This is a genomic window from Paenibacillus sp. FSL K6-2393 (genome assembly GCF_038002545.1).
In the GTDB taxonomy this organism is placed as follows: domain Bacteria; phylum Bacillota; class Bacilli; order Paenibacillales; family Paenibacillaceae; genus Paenibacillus.
The window spans coordinates 4060326-4075834 of the sequence record NZ_JBBOCU010000001.1; the positions used below are offsets into that span (position 1 = coordinate 4060326).

A 15509-nucleotide genomic window follows, 5' to 3' on the forward strand; every position below is an offset into this window, starting at 1 on the left:
ATGTTAATTACAGGAATTTCGCTTGCATTGCTGGCAGGTGCACTTGTCAGTCTGCAAACGATTTTTAATAGCAAAGTCAATGAACGCACCGGTTCATGGTCCACAACAACGCTGGTGCTTTTCACCGGATTCATCGCTTCGTTCCTCATCTCTCTTCTAGTGGAGGGCAAGAATACATTCAGCTTTCAGCATATGCAACCCTGGTACTGGCTCAGTGGAGCCATCGGCGTTGGTGTAGTCTTCTGTCTCGTGCAAGGCATGAAGTTACTTGGTCCCACGTATGCCATCTCGATCGTGCTAACATCTCAATTGAGTTTTGCACTCCTATTTGATTCCATGGGATGGCTCGGTCTGGAGCAAATTCCTTTTTCGTGGAATCAACTGCTCGGAGTACTTGTGATTGTAGGCGGAATTGTGTTATTCAAGTTCGGTGGGGGTAAATCGGAAAAATCAGATCCGGCAGATGCATCTGACAAGTCACCCGGCTCCCTGCAATCCAACTCCTAAAATAACCAAAAAAAGAGTGTCCCCCAATCCCGCTGATTGGATAGACACTCTTTTTTGCAATCAAACCACGTATCGTACAGCTTACTCTGCAAACTCTACGTTATGGTAAACCTGTTGAACATCTTCAAGGTCCTCAAGCGCATCGATCAGTTTCTCGAACTGAGCTTGTGCATCCTCTGGAAGTTCAATATGGTTTTGAGCCAGCATCGTCAGCTCGGCTACTGTGAACTCAGTAATACCCGCAGCTTTGAATGCTTCTTGTACAGCGTGGAATTGATCCGGTTCTGCATATACAATTACAGCATCGTCTTCGTCCACGATATCACGTACATCCACATCTGCTTCAAGCAAAAGTTCCAGTACTTCCTCGGAGTTTTTGCCTTCTATACCAATAACCGCTGTTGGATCAAACATGTAAGCAACAGAACCGCTGACACCCATGTTACCAGCGTTTTTGTTAAACGCAGAGCGCACTTCCGGCGCTGTACGATTTACATTGTTGGTGAGTGCATCAACGATGACCATCGCACCATTCGGTCCGAAGCCTTCATAACGCAACTCTTCATAGTTCTCATCCCCGCTGCCTTTAGCTTTTTCCATCGCACGATCAATAATGGCTTTGGGTACATTATACGTTTTGGCACGTTCCAGCACGACTTTCAGTGCACGGTTCGCTTCCGGGTCCGGTTCGCCCTTTTTGGCAGCTACATAGATCTCAACCCCGAATTTAGCGTAGACCCGGCTCGTGTTTGCATCTTTTGAAGCTTTCTTTTCCTTGATATTATTCCACTTACGACCCATATCGTTTCCGCTCACTTTCAACATGTAATCTGCTTTCTACTATGCCATTATATCTTGTTGAGCGTACTTCAACAAGTTAATACCCACGAAAAAATGGGAGTAACTGCGGTGATTATCCATCTCCATTTGAAGATTAGCCTCAGTTTATCCTCTTATAAATCTCTCAGCAGCAACTAACGTTACCTCTATTCACTCCATATATAACAAACAAGAAGCACCCCATAAGGAATGCTTCCGTCCCTAAATCTGTCCTAACTTCGTTCATCTGACTCGGTCAATTAAGCGTGGAATTGTCGACCATCCAACACTTCAGGAACATAGCCCGCACGAATGACAAAGTCTCCGAAATGTTCACCTTCATAGCGCTCTTTGGCATATTGGTTCACCATTGGAGTCAACGTGTCCAGAATCTCGGCTTCCCCAATGTTTTCTTTGTACAGCTTATTCAGACGATGTCCGGTGAAGCTGCCACCAAGATACATATTGTATTTCCCTGGTGCTTTACCGATAAATGAAATCTCAGCCAGCATCGGTCTTGCGCATCCATTCGGGCAACCCGTCATCCGAATGACAATTTCTTCGTCTCTCAGCCCCGCTTCGTCCAGTACAGGCTCCAGTTTGTCGATCAGGGACGGCAAGTAACGTTCGGACTCAGCCATCGCAAGACCGCAGGTTGGAAGCGCAACACAAGCCATCGAACTTCTGCGCAGCGCAGAGTAATGTGCTCCATCCGTCAGGTTATACTGCTGAATGAGTGCTTCAATCTTTTTCTTCTTCTGGCTGCTAATATTACCGATGATCAGATTTTGATTGGCAGTCAGACGGAAATCACCCGTGTGCACTTTGGCAATTTCACGTAAACCAGTCATGAGCGGATATCCATCAACATCCTTTACACGACCATTCTGAATGAACAGCGTGTAATGCCATCTGCCATTATTACCTTTTACCCAACCATATCGATCTCCGTTCGTCTCAAAATGATACGGACGTGCCGCATCCAGTTTCCATCCCAAACGACTGGTCAGCTCACCAACAAACCACTCTACACCACGGTCGTCCAGCGTATATTTGAAACGAGCATGTTTACGAACTGCACGATCTCCATAATCACGCTGAATCATAACTGTTTTCTCTGCAACATCAATCATTTGCTCCGGAGTACAGAAACCAATGACTTTGGACACCTGAGGATAGGTTTTGGCGTCACCATGAGACATCCCCATGCCACCGCCAACGGAAACGTTGAAGCCTTGCAGCTTGCCGTTCTCCACAATAGCAATAAAGCCAAGATCTTGTGAATAGACGTCCACATCATTGGATGGTGGTACAGCAATACCGATCTTGAACTTCCGTGGCAAATACACTTTGCCATAGATTGGTTCAACTTCTTCGTCGGAGTCCTGGGAATCAATCACTTTCTCTCCGTCAAGCCACAGCTCATGATAAGCCCGGGTGCGAGGGTCCAGATGATTGCTCACCTGACATGCCCACTCGTACACTTCAGCATGCACATCGGATTGATTCGGATTCGGGTTACACATCACGTTACGGTTTACGTCACCACATGCAGCCAGTGTGCTTAACAACGAATCGTTTACTTCGCGAATGGTGTTCTTAAGATCCCACTTCAGTACGCCATGCAGTTGGAAAGACTGACGTGTGGTCAGACGAATCGTCTCATTGGCATATTTATGCGCTACCCTATCCATCATCAACCACTGCTCCGGGGTTACAATTCCACCGGAAGCACGTACACGCAACATGAATTGGTACGCAGGCTCCAGCTTGGATTTGTGACGCTCATTACGCAGGTCGCGATCGTCCTGCATATAACTGCCGTGGTGTTTCATCAGACGGTTGTCGTCCTCTGGAATTGCACCCGTGATGCGATCAGCCAACGTTTCGGTCAGACTTCCGCGCAAGTAATCACTTTTGATCTTTATATCTTCCACATCGCTATTCATGCGCTGTGGGTTAAGTAAGTTATTATAAACCATGCTGCTTTCTCCTCTCGTCTCTGCGGGATGGTGCAATCCGGCTGGGCCGGTAATTAATAGACGTCCCGCTGATAACGTTTCTCCTGCTGTAACCGTGTCAGATATTCCGATGCCTGCTCAGGCGATAAACCGCCTTCTTGTTCAAGAATCGTGGTGAGCGCAGCATGCACATCATGTGCCATTTTTTTCTCGTCACCACAGATATATACGCTTGCACCTTCCTGAAGCCACTGGTACAGTTCTTTGCTGTGTTCCAGCATGCGATGTTGTACATACACTTTCTGTTCCGTATCACGTGAGAAGGCTACATCCATCTTCGTGAGCACACCATCTTTGAGCCAACGTTGCCACTCCGTCTGGTACAAGAAGTCAGTGGCGAAATGCTGATCTCCGTAGAACAGCCATGTCTTGCCCTCTGCTCCTGTTTCTTCACGCTCACCAAGGAAAGATCTGAACGGCGCTACACCTGTACCTGGGCCAACCATGATGATCGGTGTATCCGGGTTCTCAGGAAGCTTGAAATTCGGGTTATGCTGTATATATACAGGCAAGGTGTCGCCAGCTTCGATTCGTTCAGCCAGATGTACCGAGCATACACCATAACGTTCTCTGCCACGCGCTTCATAACGTACCGAGCGAACGGTAAGATGAACTTCATCCGGGAAAGACTTCGAACTACTCGCTATCGAATACAGACGTGCCGGAATTTTGCGAAGAACAGCTACAAATTCTGCAGCAGGAATCCCTTTCAGATTATAATCCTGAACCAGATCCAGCAGATCACAGCTATTCATGACTGTGCGGAATTCGGAATCATCTGCGAGTAACGTTGTCAGGCCACTCTCAGGATTCAGTTTCGCAAGTTGTTCCACGACCGGTTTCGTCACAGCTGTAATTTCAAAATAACGCAGCAACGCTTCATGCACAGATGCCTGATCCCCGTTTTTATTCACGGTCACGCGCTCATCGGCATTCCATCCCATGGCTGCAATCAATTCATCAACAAGGCGCGGGTGATTCTCAGGGAATACCCCAAGGCTGTCACCAGGCTCGTAATCCAGGCTGGAGCCTTCCAAAGACAACTCAATGTGGCGTGTTTCACGGTCCGATCCTCTGCCATTCAGATTGAGATTCTCCAACACTTCAGCTTTGAATGGGTTCGTGCGATCATATTCGGACTCCCCGCCGCTCACCGCAGCTGTAACAGCCTCAGTGGTTACCGTGCTCGCAGTAGCAGAAGTACTGCTTAAAGAAGCCAGTACTTCATTCATCCACTCCGCAGCCGGTTCATCAAAATCAACATCACAGTCCACGCGTGGTACAAGGGCTGTACCACCCAACTCCTGCAATCGTTTATCGAAGTCCTTACCTGTCTGACAAAAGAACTCATAGGAGGTATCTCCCAGAGCCAACACCGAGTAACGAAGTCCTTCAAGCTTCGGAGCCCGTTTGCTGTTCAGGAATTCATGCAGCGGAATCGCATTATCTGGTGGTTCGCCTTCGCCATGCGTACTGACGATAATGAGGAGATTTTCAATTTTCTTGAGTCCGTTCGGTTTGAAATCTCCCATCGATGACAACGTTACCTGAAGACCTTGCTCTTCAAGTTTCTTGGCCAGCTTTTTCGATAGGCCACTGGAATTCCCGGTTTGTGAACCAAAAAGCACGGTAACTTCCCGGGATACTGGCGGAGCACTGACAGGTGCAATACCTGTAGTTGGTGCAGCCTGTACCAGGTTAGCTGGAGCCGCTATTGTCGCGCTTGCCTGAATTGCTGCAATATATCCGCTCAACCAAGTACGTTGTCCATCGGTCAATGTAGGAATAAGACGATTAAGCAGTTCAACTTGTTCTTGATTAAAAGGGCTGTTTGTCACTTGAAGTTCCACTGTTTGCCACCTCGCGCATTGCTTCGATTTTAATTCCGACTAAAATCATCACATTAATTTAATTTCTTCTCTCTAAAACCTAACACACCGGGTGTTGAGGGTCAATTTCAATGATTTTATAGCATTTATCAGTTTCGCTGATAAAGGACAAAAAACAACAAAAACCCTCCTTTTCAAATCATGGACGGTTTTGTTTTAATTTTAATTTGGCGGCCAGCTCAAGTTGAAGTTGAAAGTGGAATATAGTCACTAAAATCATTTCCTAGGACTCTGCTTTTATCTCCGTATACTCTGTCCAAGTGATTTTCTCCCCACAGACATATGCGGTCAATGATGTCCTGTAGTGTCAAGCCGTACTCTGTCAGCTCATACTCTACCTTGGGCGGAATCTGAGGATGAATGATCCGATGGATGATTTCATTCTTTTCCAGTTCACGCAGCTGTTGGGTTAGGACCTTCTGGGTAATGCCAGGAATGGCTCTGCGAAGTTCACTTGTTCGTTTTTTACCTGATATCAGCTGATGCAGAATAAGAATCCTCCATTTTCCACCGACCAGTTCCAGCATCGCCTGCACGCCACTCTCATATTTTTTCATTTCTTGTTCCATTTGTACTCCCCCATAATTCACATATATGTATATCCGTTATTAAAAGTAACCGAAGAACCCCAAAGTATCTACAGCACTCTCAGGTGCGTACTTCTCAAGGAGATGTCATGAAACTTATAATAACATTGGTCAGAATGTTTAACCAAAATAAAAAGAAAAAAGGATGGTTACTCCTACATGAAAGTTAAACTGGTCGTTACTCACCCAAGACAGGATTCCCTAACATTTGCCGTGATGAATCGTTTTATAGAAGGTATGCAGGAGAATTCCCATGAAATCGATATCCTCGATCTATATCATGACGGATTCGATCCCCTATATCGTGTAGAAGATGAGCGAGACTGGCAAAATCCCGATAAACAGCATTCCCCTGTGATTCGCAAAGAGCTGGATCGTGTGCTTGCGGCTGATGCCATTGTATTTGTTTTCCCGATCTGGTGGTACAACGTTCCCTCCATGCTCAAAGCTTATCTGGACAAGGTATGGAACATGGGGCTGCTGAACAAGGCAAACTCCAAAAAGGCACTGTGGATTGCACTAGCCGGAGGGACAGAGGCTTCATTCCATAAATACGACTATTACAACATGATTTCCAATTACCTGAATAACGGGATCGCGGGTTATGCAAGAATGCAGGAATCCCGAGTTGAATTCCTCTATGAAACCATTTCAGAATCCAAAGAACATATCGAAAGCTTGCTGGAGCAAGCATACCAAATCGGCAAACATTACAATTAACAATTCGCAAAAATTACAGATAACATTCATTTAAATCACAGATAACAACTGTAAAACGACATGAAGCTACATGTTCGTTGAGTAAATTACTTTTCACCCATGGCTGGCATATAATTAAGAAGGCTTACTCCAACCTGTGTCCGAGGTCAAAGTAAGCCTTCTTTTTCACACGCTACGATTCTGGTGTATCATCATTTCTTCCATACCAGTTTACTCATCATCGCATATAACAACGTAGCCGATTCGGCTCGGGTCGCTTCGGCAAGAGGTTTCACCTCACCGTTGTACCCGTGGGCGATGCCCAGATCCACAAGTAATGCCACACTATCCCGGGCATAAGAGCGAATCTCGGAAGCATCACGGAAGCGAGTAAGGTTATCTGTTCCAGCCTTCTCGGAGTCAACCAGTCCAGCCGCTGTAAGAGCTCTCACCGTCAACGTCATCATCTCTTGACGAGTGATCGTGGACTCTGGCAAGAAGCGCCCGTCACCGGTACCACTGGTGATACCTAGCGAACGCGCAGCTGTAACTGCTTCGTAGTACGGAGCCTTTTCGTTTACATCAGAGAATGCATTCCCGGAAGAAGCATTCAAACCCAGCGCAGTCATCAACCATTGCATGTATTGGCCGCGGGTCATCTCCTCTTTTGGATGTAACTGCGTGGAAGCACCGCTTGCCTCAGCATCAATTACTCCTCGGACAGCCAAAGCCTCCATTGCTTTCTTGGCCCACTGCACTTCTGCAAGATCTGCGAATGTCTGCTCCACAGGCACAACAGCATAATTTCCTGTGAGTGATGTTACAGAAAATACAAGCTGCCCGCTGTTTAAATCGTAGTAACTTTGCGGCAATGGGGTTGCCACACCGTTCGCGCCGATGGCAAATGCTACAATCCGATCCTGCTGAGCATTTTGTGATGATCGGAAAGGCAGACGAAGTATTAACTGGCTTTCCGATGGCCATGGTTGACCATCCAGTTGAAGTTCAAGCTGGACTCCATACTGCGTGCCAAGCTGATCTGCGACTGTTTTTGGTAACTCCGTTCTGACCAATCGGATTGATGCAACCTCATCACCAACGGCATCCTTCGTTAATAGTGTCGCAGGAAGCTCCAACATCCCCAGCTCTGTAACAATGTTGAACACATGTGACTCACCCTGATCTATTAACGCAGAGGCAGGCAGAGATACTTCATATGCTGTTGCTCCCGAAACCGGCTTCAGCCGGAGTTCGACCAAGCGCTGACCCGCATCAATTGAAGGGGCAACTCTAAAAGCCTCTTTAATCGTTGAAACATCCACGTTGGACTGCACTACACCCTTCTGGTCAGACTGTCCCTGCAACTCCAGAACTGAACGGTCTTTCTCCGGTTTAGGCTGTGGTGCAGCATTCTCTGCACTTGGGCTTCCACTTCCTGATTGTCCGCCATTGTTGCCTGAACCAGAACTATTTCCTGAATTCCCACCGGAATTGCCGCCTGGATTACCGCCCGAACCAGGGTCCGTACCTCCAGGGGAAGGAACAGATGCAAGCACCTTCACCGTCAACGGTACAGTCAGGGCTCTACTATCGTCAGAAGTTCGAGTAATTTCCAACTCCAATGTTACTGTTGTTTCCTTAGATGGTGGGATAATCGTTCCATCGGTTTGAATGACGGACGGTACCGAACTGGAAGCGATCTTCACAGTGAAACCTTGTGGCACGGATGGTAACTTCAGTTTTTTTGCACCTGCGGAAGGCTGTTCCAGTGCCGTAATCCCTGTTGCTACATCGGCAGCGCTCTGCTGAGCCGTGTGCACCTGATAAGCGGAAGATACACCTCTCAAGGATTGTCCCGTCGCATCAAAAGCTTCCACTTTGTAATAATATTCCGTGCCGGGGTCCAGTTCACTGTCCGTGTACTCCCGTCCATTGCCGCTATAGACCACCTTGTACTCACCTTGCTCACGATCTGAGCGGTAGAGCTTGTAGCTTGCTGCACCAAGATGAGCATCCCAGTGAAGCGTTGCGCTTGTTGAATCCAACGCATCAGCATTAAGGCCAGCACTATCATTTGCAGGTGGTACAGCGTCAGGTTTAACGATCATAATCCAACTAATCATCGGGTCCTGCGATGCCGTATTGCGCACGGTCAACTCCAGCTTGTTGTCCGACACGCTGATGCCTTTGTGGGCTCTAACGCTGGCAGGCGTAAAAGTAACTGCACCGGTATTGGTGCCATTGATGATGAAATTTGCTCTGCGCGATGTATTGGTCCACGGATCGTTGAATCCGGCGTACACATCGTATGTCCCGTTTGGCACATCAAATCTATAGGTTAAGTCCGTGCCTTTAGGTGAATTGCTGACATTGCCACCGTTCAGATAACGTACGGTCGAGAATATATCTCCGCCATTTGAACCGGATGACAGTGCATCTGCGCTGGTATACCCCCAATTGCGACCCTCTGCCGGAGCGTACATCTGGTCCGCCGTTCCCGGGTTGGCAAGTGTTCCTTTCATATAGGCACCCATGAGATTGTAATCAGCCGTTTCGTAACCTCCGCTATTCACAAAATATAGTGCATTCTCTGGAATGACGTTTACACGAACCGCCTGCTTTTTGTTGTTATATTCCGGTGTCGTTACCTGCAACGTAAGCGGTCCTGGCTTAGCAAAATCTTCTGCCGTCATGGACCGGTTATCAATCGTCCATACTGCTGGCGTTGATACCAGTGCTCCATCCTCGCGCACATTCAATGTTGTTGGCAGGGATGGTACTTTGCCTAGCGCCACGGCTTCTGGCAACGGATCAGTAATATCTACCTTGCCCATCGAATTCAGCAGATCAGGTGTCCAACTGTTATACCACTTGATCGCAATATCCGAGCCTATTCCAAACTCAATTGGCAAGAACACGTATTTTGCAGCGTCATTTGAGAAATTGCCACCATTCCACGTATCCCCCACGTATATGAACTTGCCTTTTTCCGGATCGACCGGAATGACGGATGTGGTCTGTGTGCCAAATGCCTTGCCTGGATCGGGATCACTCGGCAACGTGCGCACAAACGGATTGGTCTGCGTTGACCACGGGCCAAAAATGTTATCCGCCACCGTCACTTTGTTTTCGTTAGGGGCCCAGCCGGAAGCTCCGGAAGTCAAAATATAATATTTTCCCTGATACTTAAACATCGCCGGTGCTTCGCGTTGCCCTCCCGGGAACACCCGCACGTAATCTACGCCGTATTGCGCCTGATAGGTGGAATCTCGTAAAGGATTGCCTTTGTCATCCGTTCGTCCTTCCTTATGCCACCCTGTTACGTCACTGTAGTCTTCATTCAGTTTGGAGATATACAGCGTCAGGTTTTCCTCACTGGAGTAGATCAGATAACCGGTGCCGTCATCGTCCTTAAACAACGTCATGTCACGGGCCATGCCCTTATCGCTTGGGAAATAATCTTTCTCCCCTTCGGGAGCTCTGTCCATCCGGTAACTCCTCTGATACACAAAAGGCCCTGTTGGAGAGTCGCTGATCGCATAACCGGCCCTCGCCTTACCATAATTCGCATTATCGTTATAGGGGTCCTTGTCGCCGTCCATGTGGGCCCACATCACGTATTTTTTCGTTTTGTCGTTGTAGATGACCTTTGGTCGTTCAATGATCCGTCCTTTGCGAATATCTGCCCAGATATCCACGCGGTCCTCACGCCCCGCATACAATTTGGAGATCAACGGGTCATTGTCAAAATCATCCATGGATTGAAGTGTTGTTAGCGCCATGCCTTCATCCGTCCAATTCATCAGATCCTTGGATGAATACACACGCACACCAACAGCTGGCCAGCCGCCCTTATGATATTCGCCATACCAGTAATAGGTCTCCGTCTGTTCATCATAGAAAAACCCAGCCCCATGCGCATCAATCGGTTTCCCGTCCAGATCTGGCCACAATTGCCCTGGTGTAATGCTTGTGCGAACTGTGGCAACACCCAACGGTGCGGATGCTGGAGAAGTTACGCCGTCCACGGTCGCCTGGATGATGTAAAAATATCCTGTGCCCATCGTCAGACCGCTATCGTTAAACGTGTTTTCATTGCCACTATAGACCTGCTGATACGTACCCGTAGCACTGGTAGACCTCGAGAGTGTATACGTTACATCAGATCCAGGCAAGACATTCCACCCCAGAGAGATTGATGTGTCCGTCACAGCTGTGGCAACGAATTCTGCTGGAGAGTCAATGGAGTATGTCGTGGCTTCTGCAACAGTGGGCGCTGACTCACCAGCTGCATTAAAGGCCGTCACACGATAGCTGTAGCTAGCGCCGGGCTCAAGCTCCTGGTCTGTATAAGTAAACCCTTTCCCTTCGTATATCTGCTCATACTGGTCACTGCCAGCTTCGGCCCGAACCACGCGATAACCCGTTGACTTGTCCACGGCGGACCAAGATAGCTTCACGCTCGTTGCGTTGAGTGCTTCGGCCTTTAATTCGCCAGGAGCCTGTGGTGCCGCCGCAGTCGTCCGAACTTCGAGAGGAGCAGTCCATAATGATTCAGTTAGGCCTCCGTATTCATAAGCGAGCTTGTAATAATACACCGTATCCCCGCTTAATCCTACATCCGTATGTTCCAAAGATCCGGTACTGGTTACCAGAGAATAACCGCCTTCAGGCGTAGAGGAACGGTACAGGCGATAGGCTGATGCACCTACGATTTCAGACCATTGCAGTGAAACCGAAGACGCCGTCTGCTCCGCAATGGAGAGCTGAATATCGTTCCCAGGCGGCTGCTCCGCAATGATCACGTCATCTGCATGTACCGACTGCCACTTATTCCGAATGCCCACGGTACCTGACCCGTATGTAGTATCGACCAGATCAAATACTAACCGATCGGAGCCGTTTTCTGCGATATATCCGCGAATGTTGGTACCTGATAACACCACTTTAAGTGTGTACCATGTATTTTTGGCAAACGCATAATCCACCGTTTTCAAAGTAGTATCTGTTCCGTTCACCCTTTTGGAGAAAACGAGTTTATTATTGGGAACCTGCATTTGAAAATAGTAAAAGTTGCTCTTATCCTGAAACCGCGGCAATATTCCCGGATACCCCTGACCGGCTCCCGTGTAAAAGCGCATGGACACGGTCATGTCCGACATGGAGTCTCCAGTAGAAATGATGCCTTCATTGGTATCGCTCTGGAAAAGCGTGGAGTTGGACGCATCTGTCAGGTCAGAAATCACTTCCCAGTTGCCTGAGCTTACGTTCCACGCAGGTGATTCCGTGTAATCCCCATCCGAAAAATCGTCCTGCAGCAACGTGGCGGGTATACTGTTCAGATCGGCATACGCCTTACTCGGCAGCAACAACGGTCCGGAAGACAGCGCAAGTGTTGCAGATAACATAAATATCATGGGTTTCCTGAGTTTATCCAATGTTCATTCTCTCCTTTGGCGTGAAAGATGAAAGCATGGTTCTTGAATACGCGGTGTTGTTGTTCAGCCTATCCTCAGCAACCAGTGGTCAGTAACGAGCGTTTGTCCACCTCCTTATTTTAATGAAACCGGTTTCATTGAAGTGCAAAAAAAGACCCGTCTTCCCTTCTAAGTGCAATGATACCCATACGGAATACCGTGTTTTCTTTGCCCCTATGCAGTGAAACAGGTTTTTAGTATATAAATGTAATCGCTTTCCTGAATTATATTATTGCCTTATTCAAGCTGTCAACTGTGAATTGGGCTCAAACATTTTTCGTTAAAACCACGCAAAAAAAGCGCGAGTTCTGCCTGTTTTGCAAGCAAAATTCGCGCCTTTTCTCACCCTTCGAGCTTGTTCGCAAGCTCGCACGTGATTCGTAATCAAAAGCGGACTTTTTGAACAACCTCTAATTAGAATACTTTCGTGGTCCACGACTCACAGTTCCAAGTCTCCGTAACTACATCACGGTAGAATTCCGGTTCATGGGAGATCAGAAGAATACTGCCTTTGTAAGCCTTGAGCGCACGTTTCAACTCTTCCTTGGCATCAACGTCCAGATGGTTCGTCGGCTCATCGAGTACAAGCAGGTTGGTTTCGTTATTGATCAGCTTACAGAGACGCACTTTGGCTTTCTCGCCACCACTTAGTACAGCTACCTTGCTCTCAATGTGTTTTGTAGTCAAACCACATTTTGCAAGTGCAGCACGCACCTCGAATTGGGTATAGGAAGGGAACTCCTGCCAGATCTCTTCAATACACGTATTGTAGTTGGCATCCTTCATCTCTTGCTGGAAGTAACCAATCTCCAGATGTTCACCGCGTTGAACGGTTCCTTCCAGAGCCTGAATTTCACCCAGAATACTGCGCATCAGGGTTGTTTTACCGATTCCGTTCGCACCAACAAGGGCGATTTTCTGTCCGCGCTCCATACGCAGATCCAGTGGTCTGGATAACGGTTCGTTGTATCCAATTACAAGACCTTTGGTTTCAAAAATGAGCTTGCCGGATGTCCTTGCATCACGGAAATTGAACTGCGGTTTCGGTTTCTCCTTGGCGATCTCGATGACATCCATCTTGTCGAGTTTCTTCTGTCTGGACATCGCCATATTACGTGTAGCAACACTTGCTTTATTCCGCGCTACAAAATCCTTGAGGTCAGCAATCTCTTGTTGTTGGCGCTTGTAAGCCGACTCCAGCTGCTGTTTTCTCATCTCATGCACTTCCTGGAAATGATCATAATCGCCCACATAACGAGTTAGATTCTGGTTCTCCATGTGATAGATCAAGTTGATTACACTGTTCAGGAACGGAATATCGTGAGAAATGAGGATAAATGCATTCTCATATTCCTGCAAATAACGTTTCAGCCATTCGATATGCAATTCATCCAAATAGTTCGTAGGCTCATCGAGGAGCAAAATATCGGGTTTTTCCAGCAGCAGCTTGGCAAGCAGTACTTTGGTACGCTGTCCACCACTCAGGTCATTGACGTCTTTATCCAGACCGATATCCGTCAGACCCAGACCACGTGCGGTTTCATCCACTTTGGCATCGATCATGTAGAAATCCTGGTTTGTCAGTGTATCCTGAATCGTACCCACATCTTCAAGAAGTTGTTCGAGTTCCTCCGGGGTAACATCGCCCATTTTGCCATACATATCATTCATTTCCTGTTCCATGTCAAACAAATACTGGAACGCGCCGCGAAGTACGTCACGGATCGATTGGCCTTTGTTTAATACAGCATGCTGGTCCAGATAACCAACACGCATCCGTTTGGACCACTCCACCTTGCCTTCATCCGGCTGAAGTTTTCCTGTAATAATGTTCATGAAGGTGGATTTACCTTCACCATTAGCCCCGATCAGACCAATATGTTCGCCCTTCAAGAGGCGGAATGAAACGTCGTTAAAGATAGCACGGTCACCAAAACCGTGACTTAATTTTTCTACATTTAATATGCTCATTCATGACACCTTTTCTATATAGACTTAATTCTTTGTATATTATAAGCGTTATATCCTGCACAACTCAACGCCATATTAAAAAATATTGCACCTTTTTGTCTGAAATTTGCCTTATATGAAAGTATGGGTTAAAATTTTGCCTTAACGAATTACTACTATATAGAACGGAGCTCTTCGAAGAGCATCAGGTGAACAATATGATTGAAGTGAAACAATCCAAGTTGGGTGATGGTGGTGAGTTTAACCGCGGGGTATTTGCTACCGTAGATATTGCCAAGGGAACGCTTATCCATCAGGCACCCGTTGTGCCTTACCCAAATGAAGATCATGAGCATGTCGAAAAAACGATTTTGGAAGATTACGTGTTCGAATACGGGGCGAATCATACCGCCATTCTGCTGGGTTACGGCAGTCTAATTAACCACTCCTATGAACCTAACGCTACTTATGATATCAATTTTGATAACCACACCTTTGACTTCTACGCGTATACAGATATCAAAGCTGGCGAAGAAATCGTGATCAATTACAACGGTGAGGAAGACAGTATGGACCCGTTATGGTTCCTGGACGATTACGAGGAGCGTATGCTGGAGTTCAATAAGTCCAATGATGATGAGGGTGAAAAAGAGACCGAACCCCAGTCCCTGGATACGGACACGAGTAAATAAACGTTAAACTCAAGTAAAGTTCGCAAGCACTCTGTTGTATGTGCGAAAAGAACTCACTGACTCCGGTGAATGATGAAATGAGTAACTGGAGACTCTTCACAGTCCAAAGTTTAAACACAAAAAATAAGCAAGTCCTCCGTTAATGGAAAACTTGCTTATTTGTGTTGTCTTCGTTTCTAAGCCAGATACACCTATTCATGTTTCATTGTTTATCGTGCATCTTAACTTGTTTTAATCCGTAATCGGCGGATCTGTATGCAAGTCTTGATCGGGTGTCGTGGATCTCCACTTGGTAAATGCTACCTCGAACCCTGCACGCTTCGGTGAACACAAAAATGGACCTGCATGTTTGTTCGTCGGATAGGCAAACCGTGCAACCCGAATCGTACGCCAAGGATGCTCATCTGTGCGAGCACGAATGACAACGGCCTCGTTACTGTAGGAGGCTCTAATTGTTACGATTCGTCCACCCCACTCTGGCACAGGAGAGAGTGACCAATCGGAATACGTATCCGTCACGACGGCTCCAACATGTGCCACGCCATCATTGACCTCAACTCCGGCCTTGATCCATTGGTCTTCTCCGTACCATAACATTAGTCCCGCCTGATCATATAATTCGGTGAATGAGCTTAGATCAAACGATACCTCAATCGCTTCCGTTCCGTCCCATGGAGCAAGCATGGCATGTCCATCCCGATGACAGAACCCGTAGAATGTGTTCTCCCAGAAGTCACTGCCTTCCCGAGCTTCCACAACGAAACGATCCCCATCCATCCGTGCAGCAACGGGTTCCTTAGTCCACTTGCCTTCATGAAGCCCAATAAAATCCGTTGACATCGTTGTTTTCATCCTTCCTTCCGTCCCA

General features: G+C 47.3%; 10 protein-coding genes. 3 read left to right on the forward strand and 7 right to left on the reverse strand.

The features are described from left to right. Positions 1–507, forward strand: a complete 507-nt coding sequence (locus MHI14_RS17745) for a DMT family transporter (RefSeq protein WP_341130912.1) — start codon at positions 1–3, stop codon at positions 505–507. An 81-nt stretch (positions 508–588) separates the two neighbouring features. Here MHI14_RS17745 and MHI14_RS17750 read toward each other — a convergent pair whose 3' ends face one another. From MHI14_RS17750 to MHI14_RS17765, 4 genes are all read right to left on the reverse strand, one after another. Continuing rightward, positions 589–1308 (reverse strand): YebC/PmpR family DNA-binding transcriptional regulator, encoded by a 720-nt coding sequence (locus MHI14_RS17750; RefSeq protein ID WP_249911804.1) that lies wholly within the window; start codon positions 1306–1308, stop codon positions 589–591. Positions 1309–1586: 278 nt separating this feature from the next. Further along, the gene (cysI, locus tag MHI14_RS17755; protein ID WP_341130913.1) at positions 1587–3308 is read right to left on the reverse strand and encodes an assimilatory sulfite reductase (NADPH) hemoprotein subunit; all 1722 of its coding nucleotides are present in this window, start codon (positions 3306–3308) and stop codon (positions 1587–1589) included. A 53-nt stretch (positions 3309–3361) separates the two neighbouring features. Beyond that, positions 3362–5197 carry an assimilatory sulfite reductase (NADPH) flavoprotein subunit gene (locus MHI14_RS17760; RefSeq protein WP_341130914.1) on the reverse strand — a complete coding sequence of 612 codons (1836 nt, stop codon included), beginning with the start codon at positions 5195–5197 and terminating at the stop codon, positions 3362–3364. A gap of 218 nt (positions 5198–5415) precedes the next feature. Beyond that, on the reverse strand, positions 5416–5805 hold the full coding sequence (locus MHI14_RS17765; RefSeq protein WP_133384562.1) for a winged helix-turn-helix transcriptional regulator: 390 nt from the start codon (positions 5803–5805) through the stop codon (positions 5416–5418). Positions 5806–5982: 177 nt separating this feature from the next. Between MHI14_RS17765 and MHI14_RS17770 the strand changes: the two genes are divergently transcribed. After that, on the forward strand, positions 5983–6543 hold the full coding sequence (locus MHI14_RS17770) for an NAD(P)H oxidoreductase (RefSeq protein ID WP_133384561.1): 561 nt from the start codon (positions 5983–5985) through the stop codon (positions 6541–6543). Between the two features lie 191 nt (positions 6544–6734). Here the strand turns inward: MHI14_RS17770 and MHI14_RS17775 are convergent, their stop codons facing one another. Together MHI14_RS17775 and MHI14_RS17780 are read right to left on the reverse strand one after the other, a co-directional pair. Further along, positions 6735–11939, reverse strand: a complete 5205-nt coding sequence (locus MHI14_RS17775; protein ID WP_341130915.1) for an S-layer homology domain-containing protein — start codon at positions 11937–11939, stop codon at positions 6735–6737. 474 nt (positions 11940–12413) lie between these two features. Beyond that, positions 12414–13970: an ABC-F family ATP-binding cassette domain-containing protein gene (locus tag MHI14_RS17780; RefSeq protein WP_017688769.1), complete on the reverse strand. Its 1557-nt coding sequence runs from the start codon at positions 13968–13970 to the stop codon at positions 12414–12416. Positions 13971–14167: 197 nt separating this feature from the next. Here MHI14_RS17780 and MHI14_RS17785 point away from each other — a divergent pair, with 197 nt between their 5' ends. Then, the gene (locus MHI14_RS17785) at positions 14168–14641 is read left to right on the forward strand and encodes an SET domain-containing protein (RefSeq protein ID WP_091031152.1); all 474 of its coding nucleotides are present in this window, start codon (positions 14168–14170) and stop codon (positions 14639–14641) included. Between the two features lie 231 nt (positions 14642–14872). Here MHI14_RS17785 and MHI14_RS17790 read toward each other — a convergent pair whose 3' ends face one another. Continuing rightward, a complete protein-coding gene (locus tag MHI14_RS17790) occupies positions 14873–15493 on the reverse strand; it encodes a DUF1349 domain-containing protein (protein WP_341130916.1) in 621 nt (206 codons plus the stop codon). Positions 15494–15509 lie beyond the last annotated feature (16 nt).

Excerpts from the sequence above, each read along its gene's own strand:
- MHI14_RS17790 (WP_341130916.1), bottom strand. The coding sequence starts at position 15,493 with ATGAAAACAACGATGTCAACGGATTTTATTGGGCTTCATGAAGGCAAG.
- MHI14_RS17785 (WP_091031152.1), top strand. The coding sequence starts at position 14,168 with ATGATTGAAGTGAAACAATCCAAGTTGGGTGATGGTGGTGAGTTTAAC.
- MHI14_RS17780 (WP_017688769.1), bottom strand. The coding sequence starts at position 13,970 with ATGAGCATATTAAATGTAGAAAAATTAAGTCACGGTTTTGGTGACCGT.
- MHI14_RS17750 (WP_249911804.1), bottom strand. The coding sequence starts at position 1,308 with ATGGGTCGTAAGTGGAATAATATCAAGGAAAAGAAAGCTTCAAAAGAT.
- cysI (WP_341130913.1), bottom strand. The coding sequence starts at position 3,308 with ATGGTTTATAATAACTTACTTAACCCACAGCGCATGAATAGCGATGTG.
- MHI14_RS17775 (WP_341130915.1), bottom strand. The coding sequence starts at position 11,939 with ATGATATTTATGTTATCTGCAACACTTGCGCTGTCTTCCGGACCGTTG.
- MHI14_RS17765 (WP_133384562.1), bottom strand. The coding sequence starts at position 5,805 with ATGGAACAAGAAATGAAAAAATATGAGAGTGGCGTGCAGGCGATGCTG.
- MHI14_RS17745 (WP_341130912.1), top strand. The coding sequence starts at position 1 with ATGTTAATTACAGGAATTTCGCTTGCATTGCTGGCAGGTGCACTTGTC.
- MHI14_RS17770 (WP_133384561.1), top strand. The coding sequence starts at position 5,983 with ATGAAAGTTAAACTGGTCGTTACTCACCCAAGACAGGATTCCCTAACA.